Source organism: Natronomonas pharaonis DSM 2160 (genome assembly GCF_000026045.1).
Taxonomy (GTDB): Archaea; Halobacteriota; Halobacteria; order Halobacteriales; family Haloarculaceae; genus Natronomonas; species Natronomonas pharaonis.
Window position 1 is genome coordinate 1,801,846 of sequence record NC_007426.1, and the last position, 22,941, is coordinate 1,824,786.

The 22,941-nt window shown below is 65.2% G+C and carries 25 protein-coding genes and 1 pseudogene; 11 read left to right on the forward strand and 15 right to left on the reverse strand.

From position 1 onward, the window contains the following. Positions 1–42 precede the first annotated feature (42 nt). Positions 43–1,275, reverse strand: coding sequence for a hypothetical protein (locus NP_RS09225; protein WP_011323574.1), 1,233 nt, complete (start codon positions 1,273–1,275; stop codon positions 43–45). Positions 1,276–1,590: 315 nt separating this feature from the next. On the opposite strand from NP_RS09225, the gene NP_RS09230 reads away from it, so the two are divergent. The 6 genes from NP_RS09230 (at position 1,591) to NP_RS09255 (ending at position 5,689) form a co-directional block, all read left to right on the forward strand. Next, the gene (locus tag NP_RS09230; protein WP_011323575.1) at positions 1,591–1,785 is read left to right on the forward strand and encodes a cold-shock protein; all 195 of its coding nucleotides are present in this window, start codon (positions 1,591–1,593) and stop codon (positions 1,783–1,785) included. 147 nt (positions 1,786–1,932) lie between these two features. Further along, positions 1,933–2,418, forward strand: a complete 486-nt coding sequence (locus tag NP_RS09235; RefSeq protein WP_011323576.1) for an Rpp14/Pop5 family protein — start codon at positions 1,933–1,935, stop codon at positions 2,416–2,418. Between the two features lie 2 nt (positions 2,419–2,420). Next, the gene (gene psmA, locus NP_RS09240) at positions 2,421–3,188 is read left to right on the forward strand and encodes an archaeal proteasome endopeptidase complex subunit alpha (protein WP_011323577.1); all 768 of its coding nucleotides are present in this window, start codon (positions 2,421–2,423) and stop codon (positions 3,186–3,188) included. Between the two features lie 54 nt (positions 3,189–3,242). Next, entirely contained in the window at positions 3,243–3,968 is a 726-nt protein-coding gene (locus NP_RS09245) for a ribosome assembly factor SBDS (RefSeq protein ID WP_011323578.1), read from the forward strand. 64 nt (positions 3,969–4,032) lie between these two features. Beyond that, complete coding sequence (hflX, locus tag NP_RS09250) at positions 4,033–5,340, forward strand: GTPase HflX (protein WP_011323579.1); 1,308 nt, start codon at positions 4,033–4,035, stop codon at positions 5,338–5,340. Between the two features lie 7 nt (positions 5,341–5,347). After that, on the forward strand, positions 5,348–5,689 hold the full coding sequence (locus NP_RS09255; RefSeq protein ID WP_011323580.1) for a hypothetical protein: 342 nt from the start codon (positions 5,348–5,350) through the stop codon (positions 5,687–5,689). 7 nt (positions 5,690–5,696) lie between these two features. Here NP_RS09255 and moaC read toward each other — a convergent pair whose 3' ends face one another. The 3 genes from moaC to NP_RS09270 are packed head-to-tail and all read right to left on the reverse strand — an operon-like array spanning position 5,697 to position 7,971. Beyond that, positions 5,697–6,179, reverse strand: coding sequence for a cyclic pyranopterin monophosphate synthase MoaC (gene moaC / locus NP_RS09260; RefSeq protein WP_011323581.1), 483 nt, complete (start codon positions 6,177–6,179; stop codon positions 5,697–5,699). Between the two features lie 38 nt (positions 6,180–6,217). Continuing rightward, a complete protein-coding gene (locus NP_RS09265; protein ID WP_011323582.1) occupies positions 6,218–7,651 on the reverse strand; it encodes a bifunctional ADP-dependent NAD(P)H-hydrate dehydratase/NAD(P)H-hydrate epimerase in 1,434 nt (477 codons plus the stop codon). Between the two features lie 41 nt (positions 7,652–7,692). Beyond that, positions 7,693–7,971, reverse strand: coding sequence for an acylphosphatase (locus NP_RS09270; RefSeq protein ID WP_011323583.1), 279 nt, complete (start codon positions 7,969–7,971; stop codon positions 7,693–7,695). A 145-nt stretch (positions 7,972–8,116) separates the two neighbouring features. Here NP_RS09270 and NP_RS09275 point away from each other — a divergent pair, with 145 nt between their 5' ends. Further along, the gene (locus NP_RS09275; protein ID WP_049939629.1) at positions 8,117–9,106 is read left to right on the forward strand and encodes a sensor histidine kinase; all 990 of its coding nucleotides are present in this window, start codon (positions 8,117–8,119) and stop codon (positions 9,104–9,106) included. On the opposite strand, the gene NP_RS09280 is transcribed toward NP_RS09275, so the two are convergent. Together NP_RS09280 and NP_RS14870 are read right to left on the reverse strand one after the other, a co-directional pair. After that, on the reverse strand, positions 9,103–10,011 hold the full coding sequence (locus tag NP_RS09280) for a DNA-3-methyladenine glycosylase family protein (RefSeq protein ID WP_011323585.1): 909 nt from the start codon (positions 10,009–10,011) through the stop codon (positions 9,103–9,105). The two genes, NP_RS09275 and NP_RS09280, sit on opposite strands and share 4 nt — an antisense overlap. 87 nt (positions 10,012–10,098) lie before the next feature. Further along, a pseudogene (locus NP_RS14870) lies at positions 10,099–10,344 on the reverse strand (hypothetical protein); the annotation flags it as partial. A 108-nt stretch (positions 10,345–10,452) separates the two neighbouring features. Here NP_RS14870 and NP_RS09290 point away from each other — a divergent pair. Beyond that, positions 10,453–10,728: a glutaredoxin family protein gene (locus NP_RS09290; RefSeq protein ID WP_011323587.1), complete on the forward strand. Its 276-nt coding sequence runs from the start codon at positions 10,453–10,455 to the stop codon at positions 10,726–10,728. Here the strand turns inward: NP_RS09290 and NP_RS09295 are convergent. The 3 genes from NP_RS09295 to NP_RS09305 are packed head-to-tail and all read right to left on the reverse strand — an operon-like array spanning position 10,725 to position 13,396. Further along, positions 10,725–11,123, reverse strand: coding sequence for a cupin domain-containing protein (locus NP_RS09295; protein ID WP_011323588.1), 399 nt, complete (start codon positions 11,121–11,123; stop codon positions 10,725–10,727). The two genes, NP_RS09290 and NP_RS09295, sit on opposite strands and share 4 nt — an antisense overlap. A 55-nt stretch (positions 11,124–11,178) precedes the next feature. After that, on the reverse strand, positions 11,179–11,934 hold the full coding sequence (locus tag NP_RS09300) for an SIR2 family NAD-dependent protein deacylase (RefSeq protein ID WP_011323589.1): 756 nt from the start codon (positions 11,932–11,934) through the stop codon (positions 11,179–11,181). A gap of 40 nt (positions 11,935–11,974) precedes the next feature. Then, positions 11,975–13,396 carry an FAD-binding oxidoreductase gene (locus NP_RS09305; protein WP_049939630.1) on the reverse strand — a complete coding sequence of 474 codons (1,422 nt, stop codon included), beginning with the start codon at positions 13,394–13,396 and terminating at the stop codon, positions 11,975–11,977. Positions 13,397–13,556: 160 nt separating this feature from the next. On the opposite strand from NP_RS09305, the gene NP_RS09310 reads away from it, so the two are divergent. Further along, positions 13,557–14,528 (forward strand): quinone oxidoreductase family protein, encoded by a 972-nt coding sequence (locus NP_RS09310; RefSeq protein ID WP_011323591.1) that lies wholly within the window; start codon positions 13,557–13,559, stop codon positions 14,526–14,528. A 40-nt stretch (positions 14,529–14,568) separates the two neighbouring features. On the opposite strand, the gene NP_RS09315 is transcribed toward NP_RS09310, so the two are convergent. After that, positions 14,569–15,258 carry a 6-hydroxymethylpterin diphosphokinase MptE-like protein gene (locus NP_RS09315; protein ID WP_011323592.1) on the reverse strand — a complete coding sequence of 230 codons (690 nt, stop codon included), beginning with the start codon at positions 15,256–15,258 and terminating at the stop codon, positions 14,569–14,571. 140 nt (positions 15,259–15,398) lie between these two features. Beyond that, entirely contained in the window at positions 15,399–16,535 is a 1,137-nt protein-coding gene (folP, locus tag NP_RS09320) for a dihydropteroate synthase (RefSeq protein WP_011323593.1), read from the reverse strand. A 127-nt stretch (positions 16,536–16,662) separates the two neighbouring features. Here folP and NP_RS09325 point away from each other — a divergent pair, with 127 nt between their 5' ends. Continuing rightward, a complete protein-coding gene (locus tag NP_RS09325) occupies positions 16,663–17,457 on the forward strand; it encodes an RNA methyltransferase (protein ID WP_011323594.1) in 795 nt (264 codons plus the stop codon). On the opposite strand, the gene gatE is transcribed toward NP_RS09325, so the two are convergent. From gatE to NP_RS09345, 4 genes are all read right to left on the reverse strand, one after another. After that, a complete protein-coding gene (gene gatE / locus NP_RS09330) occupies positions 17,458–19,311 on the reverse strand; it encodes a Glu-tRNA(Gln) amidotransferase subunit GatE (RefSeq protein ID WP_011323595.1) in 1,854 nt (617 codons plus the stop codon). A gap of 63 nt (positions 19,312–19,374) precedes the next feature. Beyond that, positions 19,375–19,875 carry a helix-turn-helix transcriptional regulator gene (locus tag NP_RS09335; protein ID WP_011323596.1) on the reverse strand — a complete coding sequence of 167 codons (501 nt, stop codon included), beginning with the start codon at positions 19,873–19,875 and terminating at the stop codon, positions 19,375–19,377. Positions 19,876–19,972: 97 nt separating this feature from the next. After that, the gene (locus NP_RS09340) at positions 19,973–21,388 is read right to left on the reverse strand and encodes a class II fumarate hydratase (protein WP_049939632.1); all 1,416 of its coding nucleotides are present in this window, start codon (positions 21,386–21,388) and stop codon (positions 19,973–19,975) included. Positions 21,389–21,442: 54 nt separating this feature from the next. Further along, entirely contained in the window at positions 21,443–21,676 is a 234-nt protein-coding gene (locus NP_RS09345) for a BolA family protein (protein ID WP_011323598.1), read from the reverse strand. Positions 21,677–21,783: 107 nt separating this feature from the next. Between NP_RS09345 and NP_RS09350 the strand changes: the two genes are divergently transcribed. After that, positions 21,784–22,935, forward strand: coding sequence for a tRNA sulfurtransferase (locus NP_RS09350; protein WP_011323599.1), 1,152 nt, complete (start codon positions 21,784–21,786; stop codon positions 22,933–22,935). Positions 22,936–22,941 lie beyond the last annotated feature (6 nt).

Here is a 22,941-nt window from a genome sequence, read left to right on the forward strand (position 1 = left end):
GCGCGGCCTCTCGCATTACGGTTTCGTGTGTCTGGCGGTCGTTCATAGCTCAATGTGGAGCCAGGTGTGGTCTAGCGGAACCGTCCACGGCTCGTCGTCATCCCGTCCCTCACGGTCTTCTATAGACGTTCTGGACGGCGCGAGCGTGATAATATACGGGCCGAACTGCTTGAACGGGGCGTAGATGACATCCCCGTCAAGGCGGTAGCGGGCCTGTCGCCACTCGATGTCTCCGATGGCGACCGCCCAGTCGGCTTCGAGGAAGACGGGACCGTCGACGAGTAGTGAGGCAGCGGTCTCCGCCGCCGCAGGGCTGTGGTACCGCTGTATGTAGACCGGCCACGAGTGGAACCGGTCGGTGTAGACGCCGACCGGAGTCCCGTCGTAGTCCTCCCAATCGTTGACCACGAGTGCAAGTTCGTCACGGCGGCCCTGCGGTACCGACATCGGCTCGAAGCGCTCTGTGAACGTGTACGTCGGCGACCATCTAATAGAGCCAGCGGGGGTGGCGGCCGGTTCCCCGAGGAGGTTGGGGTCGTCCCGGTCTTCTTGGCCGTCCTCGGTGTAGGCACGCGTCGAAAGCGACTCGCCGTTCCGGTAGCGGAACTCGAAGAGTATGTCGTCGATATCGCCGCCGATGTCGTCCCGAGAGAGGAACTCAACGAGACGGTTCCGAATCGGGTCCCTGGAGAGGTTCCGCTGCCGGAACAGGAACCCACGAATCCCCTCGTAGAAGCTCCGGAGCGACTCGAGTTCGTCGTTGACCGCCGGTCGGTCGCCGCGCTCCCCGAAGCGCTCGACGCGCTCTATCGCCCGCTCGTTGCGCCGGCTGACCCGACCGTGAAGCCGGAAGTGGGGTTCGAGTTCGTCCTGAATCGTCACCTCGACGTGTTCGGCGACATCTTCGAGCCGTTCGATGTCACCCTCAGTTATTGTGGTCGTGTTCTCTAGCTGGAGGACGGTTTCGATGGCCCGGTCGAGGGCGCTCACGTAGGCGTCCATCGCGTCCTCGTATTCGGTCGCGAACCACTCGATTTCGTCAAGCACGCGGTCGGTCGCCGCCACGAGCTGTCGGGTCGGCTCGTCCAACGTCGGCTCGTCCGGCTCTTCGTCGGGGTCCGTCTCGGGGGTCGGCTCCTCGTCGGGCTCCGGTTCGGGCGTCGGGGTTGCGTCCCCGCTCCCGAAGTCGGCACCGCCGTTGTCAAGGCATCCGGCTACGAGACCGCCCAAGCCAACCGTTCCGAGACGGAGTACGTCCCGACGTTCCGGGGGCATACGCGTATGCGACGGCGGCCGCGCATATATGGCTTTTTGAGAGTCCCGTCCACTGCCTGTCTGGGCTAGTTCGGGGCAAGCGACTCCTGACCATACACTCCAGTCCCGCACAAGCGGTTGTTCTCGGAGGCGTCCCTGGGCTGATTCGGGACCAGCATCACAGAAGTGCTGTATCGGCGAGGATTCCGAGTAGAATCGGATATATAGACAAGTATTACGCGTTTAAAATATATTTCAGACATATGTATCTGATACAGCCGATGTGAACACCAATTGCAAACCTTTATACGTGTATGCGGCTTTCGTTAGCTTGCAATGGCAACCGGAACGGTTGATTTCTTCAACGACACTGGCGGTTACGGATTTATCGAGACTGAGGACGCTGACGAGGACGTTTTCTTCCACATGGAGGACGTTGGCGGCGAGGACCTGACTGAAGGTACCGACCTCGAATTCGACATCGACGAGGCCCCCAAGGGCCCGCGCGCGACCAACGTCGTTCGCGTCTAACTACGGACCCGAGTCGCCCTTCGGCGACACGACCGAATTTCGTTTCTTTGCGCCGCTTACACCCGAAGCGACGGCTCCATCTACCGGCCCCGGCCGACAGCACCGCGACCGCCGAAGCTATGTAGCCGACAGCCCGAACCAACGTGCGTGAAGCACCTTCCGAAGCATCTCCGGCCGCGCTGGCGGTATCTCGCGGTCGGGCTGGAGTCGTGGCCCGACGCCGACATCGACCGTCGGGCCTTCCAGCGCGAGCTGTGGTTTGCCGCCCAGAACCTCATCGGTGATGCGGGAAGTGCCGCACTCGACGGCAGCGTCCTCCATTTCAGATTCGAGGACGGCGACGGCGAGGCGGTCATTCGAGCACGCCGCGGTGAAGTCGACGCGCTTCGGGCGGTGCTGGCGACGCTGTCGACAGTCGACGGCCACCCGCTGGGCGTCGTCGTCCGCGGCGTAAGCGGTACCGTCCGAGCCTGTGAGGAAAAGTATATACGCGGCCCGCAGGAAGGAACTGAAGAGAGAACCGTCGCGTTTGCGGGTGCCGACCGCCCCGCCGTCGTCCGGAACGACCGGGTTACGGTGGAGCTCTCCGGTGGCCCCGTAGGCGCGACAGCACTCGATATCCGCGACAACTAACAATGCAGGGACAATCCCAACAGCAGGCCTACGACCGGGGAATCACCATCTTCTCTCCGGACGGTCGCCTGTATCAGGTCGAGTACGCGCGCGAAGCTGTCAAACGAGGCACGGCGTCTATCGGTATCCGCACCGAGGACGGGGTCGTGCTGGTGGTGGACAAGCGAATCCGCTCGCCGCTGATGGAACGCACCAGCGTCGAGAAGATCCACAAGGCCGACGACCACATCGGCATCGCCAGCGCCGGCCACGTCGCCGACGCCCGACAGCTCATTGACTTCGCGCGCCGGCAGGCACAGGTCAACCAGCTACGCTACGACGAGCCTATCGGCGTCGAGACGCTGACGAAGGCCGTCACCGACCACATCCAGCAGTACACGCAGGTCGGCGGCGCACGGCCGTTCGGTGTCGCACTCATCATCGGCGGCATCGAGGACGGCGAGCCGCGTCTCTACGAGACGGACCCCTCGGGAACGCCGTACGAGTGGCAGGCGCTCGCTGTCGGCGCCGACCGCGGCGACATCCAGGAGTACCTCGAAGAACACTACAGCGAATCCCTCGACACCGAGGCGGGCATCGGCCTCGCGCTGGAAGCGCTGGCCTCTGTCAACGACGATTCGCTAACGCCGGAAGGCATCGGCCTCGCAACCGTGACAGTCGATGATGACGACGGCTTCAGCCAACTCTCCGACGAGGAGATCGAAGCCCACCTCGAAGAACGCGACCTCCTCGAAGCCGAAGACGACGCCGACGAAGACGACGAGGAGTAACGCCGCCCCGCTTTTGGGAACACCTTTTACCCCGCCCCACACCTACCGGGACGTATGATATCCCTCGACGAGGCAGTGACGGCTCGACTCGAATCCCACGGCGAGCGGTTCGAGGTGCTCGTCGACCCCGATGCGGCCCTGTCTATCAAGCGTGGGGAGTTCGACGGCGACCTCGAAGATGTCATCGCGGCCGAAGATGTCTTCGAGGACGCTTCCTCGGGCGACCGCCCGCCGGAGAGCGCTCTCGAAGAGGTTTTCGAGACCACGGACCCGCTGGAAATCATCCCGGCGGTCATCAAGCGCGGTGAGATTCAGATTACCGCCGAACAGCGCCGGAAGATGCAGGAGCAAAAGCACAACCAGCTCGTCAACAAAATCGCCCGCAACGCTGTCAACCCGCAGATGGACGACGCGCCGCACCCACCGGAGCGTATCGAGCGGGCGCTCGAAGAGGCTGGCTTCCAGGTCGACCCGATGGAACCTGTCGAAAACCAAGTCGACGAGGCGCTGGACGACCTGCGGCCGGTCATCCCCATCCGTTTCGACGAGGTTGTGATGGCCGTACAGGTGCCAGCCGACTACGCAGGCAGCGCACAGGCACAGATACGGCAGTTCGGCGAGCTCCAAAGCGAGGAGTGGCAATCCGACGGCTCGTGGGTCGGCGTCCTGAAATTCCCGGCAGGGCTGCAAAACGAGTTCTACGACCTCGTCAACGAGCACACGAGCGGCGAGGCCGAAACCCGGACAGTCAAAGACGAAGACGAAATCGGCACCCGGTAGCCGTCCCGCTGTCGGCCGCCCGCTGCCCGGAACTTAAATATCGTGATGCCGTAGTCGCCGACGAGTGACAGGGACAAACGGCACGGCGGTCGTCGCAAAGCGAGTCGACGACGGCCATCCGGACACGGCGGAGATTCGTGACCTCGCAGCAGCCGCCGGCTACACGGTCGCCGGCGAGGTGACACAGACGCGCACCGAAGACCCCGCGCTGTGTCTTGGCGAGGGAAAGGTCGCCGAGCTGGCCGACCTCGTCGCCGACACCGGGGCGACCACGGTTGTTTTCGACAACCGTCTCGGCCCCTACCAAACCTACAACCTCGGGAATAACCTCCCGAAGGGCACCGAAGTCGTCGACCGGTTCAAGCTCATCCTCGATATCTTCGGCCAGCGGGCACAGACGAAGAAGGCCCAACTACAGGTCGAACTCGCCGAGCTGCGGTACGAGCTGCCGCGCGCGGAGGCGAAGGCGTCGCTCGCAAAGCGCGACGAGCGGCCGGGCTTTATGGGGCTTGGCGAGTACGACGAGTCCCGCGAACAGGACATCAAAGCCCAAATAAGCCGGATTCGAGACGAGCTCGAACGCATCGAGCAGACGGAGGAACACCGACGCGAGCAGCGGCGGGAATCCGGGTTCGACCTCGTCGCCTTGGCCGGCTACACCAACGCCGGGAAATCGACGTTGTTGCGCCGGCTTGCGGCCGACGTCGACATCGACGAAAACGAGGGACTCCATCCCGACCTTGATGCGACCGCCGAGTCCGAAGACCGCCTTTTTACCACCCTCGGAACGACGACCCGGCGAGCCGACTTCGACCGCCGCGACGTGCTCGTCACCGACACGGTCGGGTTCATCTCCGACCTGCCCCACTGGCTTGTCGAGTCGTTCAAATCGACGCTCTCGGAAGTCTACCGGGCCGACCTCGTATTGCTGGTCGTTGACGTCTCCGACCCGGTCGAGGAGATACGGGAAAAGCTCGTCACCTGCCACGACACGCTGTATGAACGCAACGAAGCACCCATCGTGACGGTGCTGAATAAAATCGACCGCGTCGACGACGAGGAACTCGAACGCAAGCGCGAGGCGCTGTCGGCGCTGGCACCAGAGCCCATCGTCGTCAGCGCAAAGACCGGCGAGAACGTCGACAGCCTCCGGGAGCGCATCGACGAGGAGCTCCCCGACTGGCGGCGTGAACGCCTCGTCGTGCCAATGACCGACGACACGATGAGTTTCGTCTCGTGGGTCCACGACCACGGCCACGTCGACTCGGTTGATTACGGCGACGAGGTTATCATCGACTTCGAAGCGCGGCCGGCCATCATCGAACAGGCCCGCGCCCGTGCCAGCGAACTGCCTGCCGCTGCGGCCGAATAGCGGACGCATGGTGCGTCTCGTCGCCGCCGCACGGTCGCCGTGGGCGTATATCGGACTCTGGTTGCCAGTCGTGACCGTCGTCGCCTTCCTGCTCGCCGATTTTGTCGGCGTTGTTGCCGTGCCGAGCGCCGTTCTCGCGGTGACCCTTGCCGCGGCGCTCGGCTGGGTGGTCGTCGGGGTCGGCGGGAGCCGGACCGACCCCGAGTTCGCGCTGCGTGCTCGCGGCGAGCAGCAACCGGCTGCCAAGGCGAACGGGCGCGACAGCGACAGACCGCTCGGGACGGCCGTTTTGGTGTATCTGACTGCGACGACAGGGCTCGGGTGGCTCGCCGTCGTCACAGTCGTGTAACCGGACGTTACAGCGCTCGCTTTTCTTTTTCGATGACTTCGACGCTGTCGATTCCCGTATCAGGATACTGTCCGTCAGCGTCCTTTTCGGCGGCTTTGACCATATCCCAAACGACGTTCAACCCGGTTGTGACGCCCTCCAGCGCCTCCATCTCACAGCCGGTCTTCCCGGTTGTCTCGACGGCGACAGTGAGTTCGACGGCCGTCTCCGATGTCGAGAACTCGGTGTCGACGTTCGTAATCGGAATCTGGTGACACATCGGAACCGTCTCCCAGGTGTGTTTGACGGCCTGAATCGCGCCGACCCGGGCGACCGCGAGGACGTCGCCTTTCTCGACGTCGTTTGTTTCGATTGCCGCAACGGTCGACGGCTGGAGCGTAATCTCGCCCCGGGCGACCGCCCGTCGGGCGGTGTCCGGCTTCTCGCCAACGTCGACCATCTGGGCGTCGCCGTCGTCGGTGACGTGTGTGAGTTCGGAATCGTCGCTCATACCGTCGTTTCCGGCCCCGACGCCGAAGTAACGTACGGTCAGTCGTCCGGCCACAGCGCCTTCGGCAGCGCCGCAGTCAGGTCCGTAGCCACCAGCCCGTATCCCTGCTCTTCGACGACGATATCGCCGGCGCGGCCGTTCGCATAGGCGGCGACAGCGGCCGCATCCTGCGTGTCGAGCACGCACGCCAGCGCCCCCGCCGCGCCCGCAAGCACATCGCCGGTTCCGCCGACGGTCATCCCGGGATTGCCGGTCCGGTTCCGGCGCGTCCGGTCGCCGTCTGTGATGATGTCTTCTGCCCCCTTGAGGAGAAGCGTGACACCGAGGTCAGCGGCGAACGCCGAAACGAGGGAGGCTCGCTCCGCCGGGTCTGCGGCCGTCTCGCTCCCCATTTTCCGTAGCTCCCCCTGATGGGGAGTACAGAGCAGTTCGGCGTCGGTCTCGACATCCGGAACGACCTGTAGCGCGTCGGCGTCGACGACCGCGGTGCCCTCGAAGCCCTCGAAGAACGCCTCGACCGCCGAAAGCGTCGCTTCGTCGTCGCCGAGCCCCGGCCCGAAGACGACGCAGTCGACAGCGGCGGCCCGTTCCAGCAGGTCAGGGACGTGCGGCGGCGCGAGCCGGTCGCCCGGCAGCGGTTCGACGATGAGGTTCTCGCTGTAGCCCTGTACCTCGCCTGCGACCGCTTCGGGGCAGGCAACGAAGGCCAGGTCCGCGCCAGCCCGGAGCGCCGCCTGTGCCGACAGCGCGGGCGCGCCAGCGTAGGGGCCGCCGCCGACAACGAGGACGCGACCGAAGTCGCCTTTGTGTGCGGTCGGGTCTCGGGAGAGCCGAAGCAGGTCGCCACGCTCGACGAACCGTTCGGCGGCGTCGGGGATGCCGATGTCGGCGACTGTCACCGGCACAGCAATCGCTTCGAGTCCCGGTTTCTCGTCGTGGAACGTAACAACGTGGTCCGCCGCAACGGCGACACCGTGGCGTTCGCCCGTGTCGGCGTCGATACCGGAGGGGACATCAACGGCAACGACCGTCGCGTCTGTCGCATTGATTGCCTCGGCGGCGCTTGCCTCCGGCTCCCGAAGCGCACCCGTGATACCTGTCCCGAGCATTGCGTCGACGACGACATCGGCGTCGTCGAGAGACAGGTCGTCGGGGGCCGTGATTTCGGTCGTGTCGATGGCTGCCTGCTGTAGTGCGGTCCAGTTTTCGCGGGCGATGTCGGTTCGAATCGTCTCCGCGCGGCCGAGCAGCGAGACCGTCACGTCGTAGTCGGACAGAAATCGTGCCGCAACGAAGGCGTCACCACCGTTGTTGCCGCGACCGCAGACCATCGCCACCGAGGCATCGGGGTCGGCGACGGACTCGACAACCCGGGCGACGGCATTGCCGGACGACTCCATCAACTGCTTCCGCGGCACGCCGAGCGCCTCGGCGTTGGCGTCAACGACGGCCATTTCCTCGCTGGATATCATGGACGGCGGTTCGACCGGCGGCGACCTAACGGTTGTGCCGGCTAGCGGCGTATCTCGAAGCCGTCGACTCCCTCCGGGTCGTCGTACGCTGCATCGACGGATTCGACACGCGCCTTCGGGCTGCCCGTGTGACACCAGCCGACCATCGATTCGACAGCCTCACGGGGGCCCTCGAAGACGGCCTCAACGCGGCCGTCATCTAGGTTCCGGACCCACCCGTCGATATCCCGCTCCCGGGCTGTATCCCGTGTGTTCGCCCGATAGTAGACGCCCTGTACCCGACCGGAGACGTAGACGTGTGCACGGATGCGGTCGCTCATGCACGCGGGCGTTGTGTCGGCGACGACAAAAATCCAGCCGGCGACGGGGGGCCTGCCGGCAGATACCCCGGTTTCGGCGACCGAATTGTCGGTGGTACGGTATAATTATATGCGGCCTCGGCTTAGTACGGCTAGAATCGGACCGATGTCACGAGACCCCCGGCGGCTCGAGACGCTGTTCGAGCACGCGCCCGACATGATGAATCTCCACGACGCCGAGGGCACGATACTCGACGTGAACGAGCGCTTTTGTGCGGTGCTCGGCCGGGAGCGGGAGGACGTTCTCGGGAAAAAAATCTGGGAAATCGACACCGAAATCGAGCCTGACGGAATTCAACAAAAGCTCGGTCGTATCGAGCCGGGGGAACGAATCGCCGTCGAGACGCGCTTCGAGCGGGACGACGGGACCACGTTCCCGGTCGAACTCAACGTCCGGTGTGTTGATGTCGACGACGAGCGCCTGTTCGTCGTCATCTCACGAGACATCTCCGAACGAAAGCGACGAGAACAGCGGCTCCAACGACAAAACGAACGGCTCGAAGCGTTCGCGAGCACGGTGAGCCACGACCTCCGAAACCCGCTTGCGACCGCCCACGGATATCTCGACCTCGCCCGCGAGAGCGGCGACCCCGAGGATTTCGACCGCATCGACCAGAGCCTCACCCGGATGGAGCGCATCATCGACGACGTGCTCTGGCTGGCCCGCGAAGGACAGGAAATCGGCTCGACAAGCGATGTCGAGTTGGCGACGGCAGTTGCGGACGCGTGGACAGTGGTCGGCGGTGCCGGAGGGGATGCCCGCATTGAGATTGAAGACGGGCTCGGCACCGTCACCGCCGACAGTGACCGCCTCCGACAGCTCATTGAGAATCTCCTCGGCAACGCCGTCGACCACGGTGGCGAGGTGGTCCGCGTCGAACCGACAGCCGACGGCTTTGCCATCGAGGACGATGGCCCCGGAATCCCCGAAAGCGAGCGAGAACGGGTTTTCGAGCGGGGGCATACGCTTTCGGAGGACGGCTCGGGGCTCGGCCTCGCAATCGTCGACGAAATCGCCGAGGCACACGGTTGGTCGGTCGAGATAACCGACGGCGACCTCGGCGGCGCGCGGTTCGAGGTCACCACCGACGGCTAGTCGCCGGTTCGGAGGTGGTGGAAGACGTAGGTCTGTGTATACCCCGCATACTCGTTGCCGAACTGTCGGCGAATCGCTCGTGAGGTGTCGGCGTAGTTGCCGCGTGCGCAGTCGGGGTAGTGGTCTTCGATGGCCGTCCGAATCCACGTATCCAGCGGGACCGCTTCGAGATAGCCGAGCGAGAACAGCAGCACGCAGTCGGCGACTTTCTCGCCGACGCCGACAAACCGGGTCAGCGACTCCCGAGCGGCCTCGTACGCAAGTCCCACGGCGTCTGTCGGATGTGCGTCGCCGTTGGCGACCATCTCGGCGGTGCGCTGGACGTACGGCGCGCGGTAGCCAAGCGAGAGGTCCCGGAGGGCGTCTTCGCTTGCTGCGGCCAGCGCGGACGGCGTCGGGAAAGCAGTGTACTCGGTGCCGTCAAAAACAACCGTCTCGCCGTAGGCGTCGGCGAGGGCGGCCTGCATATCGTGTATCCGGGAGACGCGCATCTGGGCCGAACAGATGAATGAGATGAGCGTCCCGAACGGCGGGTCGCAGACGAGCCGTAGCCCACGGTGGGCGTCGTAGGCGCTAGTGACAAGTGGGTCATCCGGTGTCGCCTCGAAAATGGCATCGAGGTCATCGTCGAGCCGCAGTAACGCTTCGAGCCGCTCGTAGGCGTTCGGCGTTGAAGCGGCCCACTCTAATCGGTCGCCGACCGAGCGGACACGTAGCACTTCGGGCTCGTTTGTCTCGGTCGCCGTCGCCGGTAGCACGGTGTAATACCACGCCCCCTCTGCAGGCGCGTCGTCGTACATCCGTCCGTCTTCGCGCCGCCACAGGTACGACTGGCCGCTTTCGAGGGTCGTCTGCAGGTCCAGTCCGCCGTCGAAGGCCGCTATCGGGCGGCTCCCGGTGTCCATACAGTTTAGACGGCTCCTGTCGGCTTCGGGGTTTCGGGTCGTCGGCGGTTACCTGCTGTCCAGCGCCGCTCCGGCAGGCGTCGTGCCGTGCTTGACAAACGACAGGTAGAACGGCTCGCCACAGCCGGCCGCACCCGGGTCGCGGGTGGCGTCGTCCTCGCCGCAGACGAACCTGACACCGTCGGCCTCGGGAGTGTCGTAGTCTTCGTCCGCGGTGACGTAGTCCCATCCGTCGAGCGGATACGGCGTCACCGATTTGTCGGCGAGATAGCCATCCCGCTGGAGTTCGACGGTCGTCTCACAGCGCGGGCAGTAGTAGCTGACGGCAGGCATACCCGTTGTAGGCGTTCCGGGAGACTGAACGTGTCGGTTCCGGTGATTCGGTTGTCTCGACGCCGGGCGTCCAGCGCCTTTTTGCGCTGCCAACCCGTTTGGGTGTGTATGACGCTCACGCTCTATCGGCTCGAAGGCTGTCCGTACTGTGAATTCGTCGTCGACACGCTGGAAGACCTTCCCCTCGATTTCGAGAGCGTCTGGGTGGAGGGGCTTCACTCGAAGCGCAACGAAGTCCACGAAATCACCGGCCAGCGGCAGGTGCCGGCGCTCGTCGACGATGCTCACGGGGTCTCGATGAGCCAATCGGCCCGCATCATCGAGTATTTAGAGACGACCTACGGCGACGCCACCTCACCCGACGAGGTCGAACTCGACTTCTAGTCCAGTCCGTGGGGGTCGACGCCGGGGTCCGCAACCGGCGGCGCGCCAAGTGACAGCACGACACCCTCGTCGTCACCGATGTATCGGTGGCCATGGCCGACCTCGGGCTTGGCGACCCAGAACGTCCCCGAATCGACCTCGACGTACTCTGTCTCGCCGGAGCGACCGAGTTTCAGCGAAAACTCCCCGTCGAGTACGAAGTAGACCTCCTCTTGCTCGTGGTGGGCGTGGTACTGAATCTCGTCGCCCGGCTCGAAATACCAGACCGTCGCTCGGAGCTCCGAGAGCCCGAGCTGTTCGCCGACGGGTTTGATATCCAGGTCCGGCGGCACCTCGTCGATTTCCGAGAGGTCCGTCGTCGGCACGTCGTCGAGGTCGACTACCTCGTAATCCATGTTGACTATTGCCAGATGACGATAGCGTATAAAAGTGTCCGTCGGGCAGCGAGGCTCACTCTTCGAGAACTGTCTCGGTCAGCCGCGGCAGCGCCTCAGTCACGTCCGCCCGCAGGTCAAAGTCGGCCCGCTTCGACTGCTCTGTCCGGTCGAGGTTGACAACGACGAGTTGGCCGCCGTTGTCGACGGTGTGCCGCGGGAGAGAGGCTGCAGGCTCGACGGTTAGCGACGACCCGACAGCGAGAAAGACATCGGCTTCCCGAGCCGCCGACTGGGCCCGCATGAGGTCGTGTTTCGGCAGCTGTTCGCCAAAGAGGACGACATCGGGCTTGAGTACGTCGCCACAGCGCTCACACGTCGGTGGGGCCTCTCCAGCCGTAACCCGCTGTACCGCCTCATCGATGTCGATGCGACGGTTGCAGCCGGTGCAGGCTGCACGCCGACCGTTGCCGTGAATCTCGATTGGGTCGTCGCTGCCGGCGGCCTGGTGGAGGCCGTCGACGTTCTGCGTGATGAGTGTATTGAGATGTCCGGCCGCCTCAAGGTCTGCTAAGGCCTCGTGAGCAGCGTTTGGCTCGACCCCGTCGCCGAAAAGGTCCGCTATCAGCTCGACCCGGTCGCGCCAAAAGCCCGCCGGGTCGGCCCGAAAGCGGCTCATATGGAAGTCGTTGGGGTCGTATTCGTTCCAGAGGCCGTCCTCCGAGCGGAAATCAGGGATGCCGGAGGCCGTCGACACGCCCGCACCGGTGAGCGCGGCGACGGTCTCGGCGTCCCGGACCGCGTTTGCTGCCGCCGAGAGCGTCTGGTCCATACCGCGTTTGCGTGACGGAGTCACAAAACCGCTACGCCGGTTACCGACCGGGCAGGTTGACGCGGCCGCCCTCGGGTTCGGTCTCGGGGAATATCTTTCCGGGATTGAGGATGTCCGTCGGGTCGAGGGCAGCCTTCACCGCCCGCATGGCCGCAACGCCGCCCTCGCCGTGCTCGGCCTCTAGGAATCGGCGCTTGCCCATACCGATGCCGTGTTCGCCGGTCGCCGTCCCGCCGTGTTCGAGCGCCCGCTCGACGATGGCGTCGTAGATTTCTTCGGCTGTCTCGACCATCGCCCCGTCATCCTGGTCGACGAGCACGGTGTAATGGATGTTGCCGTCGCCAGCGTGGCCAAAGCAGGGCAGCAAGACATCGTATTCCTCGCCGAGGTCGCGGATGTATCGGACCATCTCCGGGTAGTCGCTGAGCGGGACCGTCACGTCACCCGGGTGCCGCGGCGAAAGCTCCGGGTCGTACTGCTGGATTGCGAAGGCGAGTTCGTCGCGAGCACGCCACAGTTCGTCCATTCGGTCCTCGTCGGCGATTTCGAACTCCGTTACGTCGTGGGCCTCCAACACCGTCCGGAAGAAGGCCACCTCCTCGTCGATGCCGTGGTTGGCGTGGAACTCGAAGAATATCATCGCTCCCTCGGGCAGCCCCGTATCGAAGTACTCGTTTGCCATCTCCGCGGCCAGCGGGTCAAGCAACTCCAGCTTCGCCACATCGACGCCGGACTGGACGACATCGGAGACGGCCTCCGCGGCGGCGTCAACCGACGCAAAGACCGCACGGCCGCCCTGTATCTGCTCCGGGCGGCCCTCAAGTTCGAGGGTCGCCCGCGTGACGACGCCGAGTGTCCCTTCGCTGCCGATGATGAGGTCCTTGAGATTGTAGCCGGAAGAGGTCTTGACCGCCTTGCTCCCCGTCTCGATGACCGTCCCGTCGGCGAGAACGACCTCCAGTTCTAGTATCCAGTCAGCGACTTCGCCGTATCTGACGGTCTTTTGGCCCGAGGCGTCGTTTGCTATCATCCCACCGATGGTTGAGAGATTGCCCGACGACGGCATCGGCGGGAAAAACAGACCGTGGTCGGCGGCCGCTGCATCGACGGCCGACCCCATCACTCCCGGTTCGACATCAATCTGAAAATCATCGGGGCGAACCGCCAGCACCGAATCGAGCTTTGTCATATCCATACTGATGCCGCGGAACAGCGGGACAGCGTTGCCTTCCAGCGACGTGCCGGCGGCGTATGGTGTGACCGGAACACCGTGTTCGTTTGCCGCCGCCAAGACCGCCGAGACATCCGCCGTCGAGGCCGGCCAGACAACCGCGTCGGGCGTGACGCCGAAGCCGGCTTCCTCGGCGACCCAGTCGGCAGCGTGGTTCTCGCGCTCCCCCTCGTTGAACGAGACATCCCCCTCAAGGGCCAGCCCGTCAAGAAACGAGCAGTCGTGTGGCATACAATGTCTGCTGACCGCGGCGTGCATAAATCTGTTCGCGCAAGCATACCACCGGCTGAGCCTTCCGCTGGAAGCATAATATAAAAACAGTGGTTAACAACCGGCAAAATAACGGCTCGGGCAGGAGTTTGATAAGCCGGCGGCGCGGACGGAACCTACGATGAAAGCAGCAACCGTAACTGAATACGGCGAGGCCGATGTACTGGAGGTAACCGACCGCGAACGTCCACGCCCGGGTGAGGGCGAGGTGCTTATCGAAGTTGAGGCGGCCGGCATCAACTTCGCTGACATCATGCAGCGCCGCGGCCATTATCAGGGCGGCCCCTCCCCCGAGTACGTGCCCGGAATGGAGGTTGCCGGCACCATCGCCGAGGTTGGCGACGGCGTCAACCGTGAGGCAGGCGAAGCGGTCGTCTCGCTCGTCAACGGTGGCGGCTACGCGGAGTACGCTACCGCCGACGCCCGTGGGCTGCTGGATATCCCCGGGGACCTAAGCTTCGAGGAGGCCGCCGGCTTCCCCGTCCAGTGGCTCACCGCTCACAACTGTCTCCACGAGTGGGGCGGCCTCGAAGCCGACGAGACGGTTCTGGTCCACGCCGCCGCTGGCGGCGTCGGGAGTGCGGCCGTCCAGCTGGCCGACGAGGCCGGCGCTGCGGTCATCGGCACCGCCTCTACCGAGGAGAAACTCTCGATGGCGTCCGACCTCGGGATGGACCACGGCATCCAGTACACCGAGGAGGACTTCGTCGACCGTGTCAACGAGATTACCGACGGCGACGGCGTCGACCTCGTGCTCGACGGCATCGGCAGCGACACCTCCGACCGGAGCCTGCAGGCGCTGCGGTCGTTCGGCCGCATGGTCTCCTACGGCGCCGCCGGCGGCGAACCGGGGCGGCCGAACACCGCCGACCTGCTGTTTTCCAACCAGCGCGTCATCGGCTACCATCTCGGGCGCGCAATCGAACAGAAGCCGATGAAGGTGATGGGTGCAGTGCCGGAGCTAACCCAGCTACTCGGTGAGGGGACACTTGAGGTACAGGTCGGCCACACCTTCGACCTCGAAGAAGCCGCCTCGGCCCACCAGTTCATCGAAGACCGCAAATCGAGCGGGAAGGTCGTCCTCGTTCCCTGAGACTCCCGTCGCGGAAAAAAGGCCGCACGCCCAATAGCTGCTAGGCGAGCCACGGCAGCCTGATGTCTCCCCGTCGGCCGTCAAGGACGCCGAATTCTTCGTTGCGCCGTAGCTCCAGCCACCGGAGCAGCCGGGCGGCCCAGCGGAGCTTTTCGGCCTTCGCTGCGGAGACGGCCGTATCGTCGAAGTCCCATCCCGGGAACACCAGCCGGTCGGCCCCGCAGGCGTCGGCGAGAAACGCCGCACGGTCGCCGTCGGTGAAGCCACCGGGATTTACCACTGGGGGCCGGGGAGCGGCCTGTGTCGTCGGCAACACCGACCCGACGTCGATGGCCGGCACGTACGCCTCTATGAGGTCGACGTTGTCACCGTGGGCGTGAACAGCGACCGGCGTTCCGGCCGCCGCGAGTTCGACCGCAGTCTCGGGATTCTTGTCGAGGTCGGTTACCATGCAGTCGACGGCGACACCGGCGTCTCGGCAGACATCGGCGGCTGTCGAGGCGGCGACGACGGTGTCGGCACGCCGTGCCCGGTCGAGGTCAGCAGCAAGCGACGGGCCACCGCCACAGACGGCGACCGTTCCCGGAAGGTCGATGCTGTCGCTTTTCAGCGGCGCGGCATCGGTGACTAACCCGAAGAGCACGTCGCGCGCCGCAACGTCTCCAGCGGCGTCGTAGCCGAACGCCGTCAGTATCGCCTCATACGCCGGTTGCCACTCTCGGTGAAGCATCGCCACTAAACAATGTGAAAGACTGGGCCCCGAGGACACCGTTGGCCCCTACCCGACTGTGTCCTCCGGGCTTCCAATCGTGCGTTCCGGGGCCTTCGGTATAAGCTTTCTTGTACTGTGGGCCGTGCGTCTGCCATCCGTCAGACGCCGCCAAACTGGGCCGAGAGCTCCGTTATCGCCTCGCTGGCCCGCTGGGGCGCGTCGGCATCGTCCTCGATGGCCGTCCGCAGCGTCTTGAAGCCATCGGCCGTTCCGACGACGACGAGCCGGTCGCCGTGGTAGGTTTCGAGCCCTACCGTTCGGGCCTGTTCGCCCAGATACGCCGCCGGCCCCGACGGCAATCCAAAGGCGACAGCGTGCGGAAGCACCGACGGCTCCGGAGCGTCGTCAACTGTCCGGCCGAGATGGCGAGCCAGTTCCCGGTCCGTCGTCACGTCGAGTGCTTCGAAGCCGGAACCGTTTGCCCGCTCCGGAGTGAACTCGTGGCCGACAAGCGCCGCATCCCGTGTCTCGGCGACATCGTGGGTTCGGATGACGTGTGCGCCCCGTTCGACGGCCATCGACGTCGCCGCCAGCGACACCGGCAGCGCGGCCTCGGTGTCGCGGCCGGCGATATCGCGCAGGAAGTTCTTCCGGTTGATAGAGACGAGCAGCGGCCGGCCGTAGGCGCGGAACTCCCGCAGCCGCCGGAACGTCTCGCGGTCGTCCTCGATGGTCTTCGTTTCGCTCCAGCCGCCGAAGGCCGGGTCAAGGATCGTCTTCTCGGTAAACCCGTTCTGTTCTAATGCCGCATAGATGTCGTCGACATCGTCGATTGCGCCCGGCCGTTCAAGATCCGGCGGCGAGGCCATCTTCGAGACGGCGACATCGTACTCCGCACAGACGGTCGTCATCTCCGGGTCGGCGAAGCCGCAGATGTCGTTTACCATGTCAAAACCAGCGTCAAGGGCGGCCTCCGCGACCTCGTGGTACCGGGTCTCGATGGACCAGACGGCGTCACCGGAGGTCGAACGCAGCGTCTCGACAGCGGTGTCGAGCCGGTCGAGTTCTTGGTCGGCCGACAGCACCTCGAACTTTTTGTTTGCTGACTCCAGCCCGACGTCGACGATGTCAGCGCCCTCGCCGATGAGGTCCTCGTCGACGTAGCGGGCCGCCTCGTCGGGCTCATCGAAGACGCTTGGGTCGTAGGGGGATTCCTCGGAGACGTTCAACACGCCCATGATTCGTGGCGGGTGGTCGTCGCCGATCTGCAGGCCAGCGGCGTCTACCGTTCGCATACCGTTTCAGTCGGCCCGCGACGGGTAAAGCCGACCGAAACCGGCAGGCCCGCCCCGTGATACGGCTTCACAATTGCGCCGAGACGGACGCGCTTATACGCGGCGGCTGCCAAGCCGGACCAGCCACATGCCGAACATCGCTGTCGCCGTCGTCGGCGCGGAGACACCGGGCAACGTCGGCACCATCGCCCGCTCGATGAAGAACTTCGGGCTCTCGGAGCTGTATCTCGTCGACCCGCCGGAGCTTGACCCCGACGGCGAGGCGTACGGCTTCGCCGGCCACGCCCGCGAGGACGTGCTTCCGAACGCCACCGAAGTCGAGTTTTCGTATCTGACAGAGCAGTTCTACACGGTCGCCTGCACCGCGACAACCAACGAGGACGCGACGAAACACGTCCGGTACCCGTTCATCGAGCCGGCGGCGCTCTCCGACGAGCTGGCTGGCCTCGACGCCGACGTGTGTATCGTCTTCGGCCGCGAACGCGTCGGCCTGACGAACGACGAACTCGCCCAGCTGGACCGTATCTGTTCGATTCCAGCCGACGGCGACTACCCCGTGTTGAACCTCGCACAGGCCGCAACAATTGTCCTCTATGAGCTCCGCGAACTGACCGTCGAAGAGACCCAACATCCAAAGCAGGCCCACGAACGGGCCGACGAACACGAAATTGAGGGACTCCACGAGACGTTCTCGGAATACCTCCACGAGGTCGGCCATCCGGAGGAGAAGATACCCAAAACCGAGCGGCTCTTCCGCCGGCTGGCCGGCCGCGCCAGCCCGACCGGCCGAGAGGCCCGGACGCTACGCGGCGTGCTCCGCCGTGGCGCGCTGGTCGCCAGCGGCGAAATCCCGCGCCCAGGTACGTCGGACCCCGGAGACGAACCGAATCAGAAGGACGAATCGAATCGGGAAAACGAGTAGCTAGGCGCGCTTCTGTATCTCTTCTCGCAGCAGTTCGGAGACGACTTCACCGTCGGCCTTGCCGCGGAGCTGGCCCATACACTCGCCCATGAGTCCGGAGAACGCCCCCATGCCCTCAGCCTCTACTTGGTCGGCGTTGCGCTCGATAACCTCGACGACGGCTTCGCGGACCGTCTCGCGGTCGACACCGCCGAGACCGGCCTCCTCGACGGCCGCTTCGGCGGTGAGCGATGGGTCGTCGGCGAGCGTCTCCAGCGCCGGATTGATACCTTCCTGCGGCAGGTCGCCGGCCTCGACGAGTTCAAGGACAGAGAGCAGATGCTCGTCGGTGAGATTTTCGACGGCAACGTCGTCGCGTCGCAGTTCCGTTAGGGTCGACGCAAGCGTGCCGGCGGCGGTCGTCGGGTCAACACCGCGGTCGACGGCCGTCTCGAAGACGGGCATGTATCGTCCGTATGCGACCTGCTCAGCCAGTCCGGCGTCGAGTCCGAGGTCGGACTGATAGCGGTCGACTCGCTCGGTCAAAAGCTCCGGTGGGTCGATGTCGCTTGGGTCCGGTTCGACCGGCGGCACGTCCGTTTCGGGGTACATCCGCGCTGCACCCGGCAGCGGCCGCAGATAGCGGGAGGTGCCGTCCTCGTTTGCCCCGCGAGTCTCCTCGGGGACGCCTTCGATGGCCGTCTCGGCGCGGTCGGCAACGGCCTCGATGGCCGTCTCGGCGACGTCGGTGTCAGCGGCGACCAGCGCGACGGCATCGGCCGCATCGGCTCCGACAGCGTCTCGGAGCGCTTCGACCTCGGCCTCGCTGACGCCGTAGGCCGGGAGTTCGTCGGTATGGAAGATGCCGCCCGCGCCGTGCCGCTTGGCGTGGTCGGAAAGCTCGGTGCCGAGCCGACGGTCGGGCTGGATTTCGCGGCCAACGAGGCCGTCGAACCCATCGAGCCGAACCGCTTCGACGCGTTCTGCCCCCGCGATGACGCCGCTTTCGGTGTCCTCGAAGACCTCGGTCACATCTCGTGGCTCGCCGACGGCAGCATCGCGCTCCCGGAGCGTCTCGGCGATGTCGAGCAGCTCGATTTGCCGGCCGACCTCGTTTTCGACGAGGTCGTCGATGTCGTCGAGGCTCTGGACGCCCTTCATCTCGACGCGTGCGCCCTCCTCGATGGAGACGTTGACGTCCTGTCGGATGGTTCCGAGGCCGCGTTTCACCTTGCCCGTCGAGCGGAGCAACATCCCGATTCGCTCGGCGGCCTCGCGGGCCTGCGTCGGCGTCCGGATATCCGGTTTCGTGCCGATTTCGACAAGCGGGATGCCCAGCCGGTCGAGGCCGTATGTGACGCCGTCGTCGTGTTCTTCGATGCGAGCGGCCGACTCCTCTTCCAGCAGCATATCTGCGATGCGGACCGCTCCCTCGTCGGTCTCGATTTCGCCGTCGGTCGCCAGCAGCGTCGACCGCTGGAAGCCGGAGGTGTTCGAGCCGTCGACGACGATTTTCCGCATCACCTGCGCCTGGTCGACGACGCTGCAGTCCAGCAGCGTCGCAATCTCCATCGCCGTCGCAAGCGCCTCCTCGTCGAGACGGTGTGGCGGTTCGTCGTCTTCTTCGACGAGACAGGTCGTATCAAAGGCGAGATACTCGAACTCCCGGTCGACGCGGGATTCTTCGAGCGCCGCCTCGTCGAGTTCGCCGAGCTCCGATTTCGTCGGATGGAGATAACGGGTAAACGAGCGGACCGCCTCCTCGGGTTCCCGGCGTTCTGTCGGACAGTTACAGAAGAGCTTGGTCTCGGTATCGAGCTGCTGGTGGATTTCCAGCCCGGCGACGAGACCCAGGTCCTCGTAGTCGTAGCTCATTGCCTGTCGATGCGTCGGCGACGGTCAAAAAAGACACCATCCGCACGGGTCGGCAGTCGGTCGTTACTCGAAGTCGCCTTCCTCAAGCGCGGCCCGAAGCACCATACCGAGCGCAAGGTGCTGGCGGGCGGCCTCCGCGATGTCGGATTGGGCCTCCGTAGCGTCGTCGAGGGTGTATTCCTTGGTCTTGACGAGTTCGCGCTGTTCGAGTACGTCCTCGTCACAGAGGTCATGCAGGCGCGGATACACCGTGCCGGGGCTGAGAATCGTGTCGAACTCCTGTGCGAGGTCGTCGAGCAGCTGCTTGCCGTGCGTGTCGGAGCTCCGCAGCGCCACAAGCGAAAGCAGCAGCTCGTCCAGCGAGGATTTGACGTGGGTTTCTTCGAACGAGAAGCCGTCCGTGCCGAAAAGCGAGGCCTCAACCTCGTCGACGACTTCGGAAATCGCCGTTCCCGGCGCTTCGCTCTGCCCGGTACCGTCCAGCTCGGCCCGGAGCTGGGAGACGGTTATTGACTGGTCGCTTTCTGCCGACCCGAGCTGGGCGGTGGGGTCCATCTCTGTCATCGGTATACTGTACTCACCCCGAAGTATATAACAGCGCCCCGCGTTTTCAATCGGCGAATAATGGCCGTTGGATTTTTATACAAGAAGTAGCTGACAGTCAGTCGTCGCCGAGGATGACCCGCTCGGTCATCGCCTTCGGGTCAAGCACTTCGTCGGCTTCCGCCTCGGTGAGGTAGCCTTCCTCGACAGCGACCTCGCGGACGGTTTTGCCCTCTTTGAGCGCCTGTTTTGCGACCTTGGACGCCTTATCGTAGCCAATGGCGGGGTTCAGCGCCGTCGCGAGCGCCATCGACTGTTCGACCTTCGTCCGGCAGTGGTCGGCGTTGGCTTCGAGCTTGCCGACGAACCGCTCGCCGAAGAGTTCGGCGCTACTGGCGATAATCGAGGCGCTCTGCAGGAAGTTGTACGCGAGCACCGGCTTGTAGAGGTTCAGGTCGATTTCGCCGCGCGCCGCGCCGGCCGACACCGCCGCGTCGTTGCCGATGACCTGCTTGTGGACCTGATTGACCGATTCAGCGACGACCGGGTTGATTTTGCCGGGCATAATGGAGCTCCCCGGCTGGTTTTCGGGCTGTTCGACCTCGCCGAGACCGTTCCGCGGCCCCGAGGCGAGCAGTCGGAGGTCGTTGGCGATTTTGTTCATCGAGCCGGCGACGGTCCGGAGCGCGCCGTGGGCCTCGCTCATCGCGTCGTGGGCGGCCTGGGCCTCGAAGTGGTTGTCCGCCTCGCGGAACGAAAGGCCCGTCTCCTCGGAGATGTATTCGGCGGCCCGCTCGGGGAACTCCGGATGCGTGTTGAGCCCCGTCCCGGTGGCCGTGCCACCGAGGGCGAGTTCTTCGAGCCGTTCGGTCGCGCCTTCGACGCGGTCGATACCCTTCTCGATTTGGGTCCGGTAGCCGCCGAACTCCTGTCCGAGCCGGACGGGCGTGGCGTCTTGCAGGTGGGTGCGGCCGGTCTTGACGACGGCATCGAATTCGTCTTCCTTAGCCGCCAGTTCCTCAGCAAGCGTCTCAAGCCCCGGAAGGACGTCTTTCCGGGCGGCCTCCAGCGACGCAACGTGCATCGCGGTCGGAATCACGTCGTTGCTCGATTGGCCGTAGTTGACGTGGTCGTTGGGGTGGATTTCACGGGTGCCGATTTCACCGCCGTAAATCTCGGTCGCCCGGTTGGCGATGACCTCGTTTGCGTTCATGTTCGAGGACGTCCCCGAGCCGGTCTGGAAGACATCGACCGGGAACTGGTCGTCGTGTTCGCCGGCGATGACCTCGTCGGCGGCCTCGATGATGGCTTCGGCCTTGTCGGCCTCCAGCAGCTCGAGGTCGAGGTTCGCCTTCGCGGCGGACTTCTTGACGATGCCGAGCGCGCGGATGAACCGGCGCTGGAAAGTGATGCCTGAGACGGGGAAGTTCCCGAGCGCGCGTTGGGTCTGTGCGCCCCAGTAGGCGTCGGCCGGCACTTCCATCTCGCCGAGGCTGTCCCGTTCAATGCGGTAGTCCGTGTCCTCGTCTGCCATAGGCGGCATCTCGTACGGGGGGACGTAAAACGCACCGAAACGAGACCGGCGTGGTCACTCGGGAGTGCGGGTCGTAAGCTCCAGCGCGTGGATGTCGGTCGTCATCGCCTCGCCGAGGGCGTCGTAGACCAGCTGGTGTTGGTCGACGAGCGATAGCTCCTCGAACGCCGGGGAGACGACGGTCGCTTCGAGGTGGTCGTCGTCGTGTTTCCCGCGGGCGCGGCTGACGGTCGCCTCGCAGTCTTCGAGCGCTGCCTCGATTTCGGCCTCGACGTCTTCGGGCGTCATATCACGCCGTGCGGGCGCGGCGACCAAAAGCCCGCCGTCCCCGGCCAGCCCGGACGCCGCCAGCGACCAACCGAGCGGCTTTACCGTCCCGGCGACCAGCCCGCGGTATGGACTGTACCGTCGTTCGGTACGGCGAACTCGGCGTCAAGGGGCAGTCGGTTCGTCGACGCATGGAGACGCGGCTCCGCGAGAATATCGCGGCAGCCCTTGAGTCCGACGGCATCTCCGGCTCCGTCGAGCGGCGACACGGCCGGCTCGTGGTACACACCACTGCGCCGGAAGCAGCCGCCCGAGCCGTCACAGCGGTTCCCGGTGTCGCCTCGGCAAGCCCCGCTGTGCGGGTCTCGCCGGAGGCCGCCGAGATTGAAGCCGCACTCGCCGACCTCGCGCGCGGCCGCGAGTTCGACAGCTACGCCGTCCGCGCATCGCGCGCCCGCGATGACCACCCGTTTACGAGCCCCGAACTGGAGCAAAGCGGCGGGGCAGCCGTCGGCGAGGTGACGGACGCAACAGTCGACCTTGAGGCCCCGGCGGTGACCTTCGAAGCCGACGTACGGCCGGACGTGGCCTACGTTTTCGCAGCCCGGCACGAGGGACCGGGGGGGCTCCCGGTCGGCACACAAGCCCCGCTCGTGGCGTTGGTCTCCGGCGGCATCGACTCGCCGGTCGCCGCCGCAGAGATGCTCCGCCGGGGGGCACCGGTCATTCCGGTCTACGTCGACCTCGGCGACTACGGCGGTGTCGACCACCGTGCTCGGGCCATCTCGACCTGCGAGCGGCTCGCAGCGCGTGCGCCCAACACCGACTGCCGACCCTACGTCGTCGACGGCGGCGATACTCTCGACGACATCGCGTCGGCACTGGACCGGGGGCGGATGCTTTCGGTGCGGCGGTACTTTTTCGCCGTCGCCGAGGCCATCGCCGAAATCGAGGACGCCGCCGGCATCGTCACTGGCGAGGCCCTCGGACAGAAATCGAGCCAGACCGCCCGGAACCTGCAGGTCACCTCCGCGGCGGTCGAACTGCCGGTCCATCGGCCGCTGCTCTCGATGGACAAACCGGAAATCACCGAGCGGGCACGGAAGCTGGGAACCTACGAGGAAGCGACGATACAGGCCGGCTGCAACCGGCTGGCCCCGGACACCCCCGAGACAGACGGCCGCCTCGAAAAGCTCCGCGACCTCGAACCCGACAACCTTCTGGAACGCGCCCGTGAGGACGCGCTGGCCGCAACACGGGTGTCGCTTTCGGACGCCTGAGCGCGG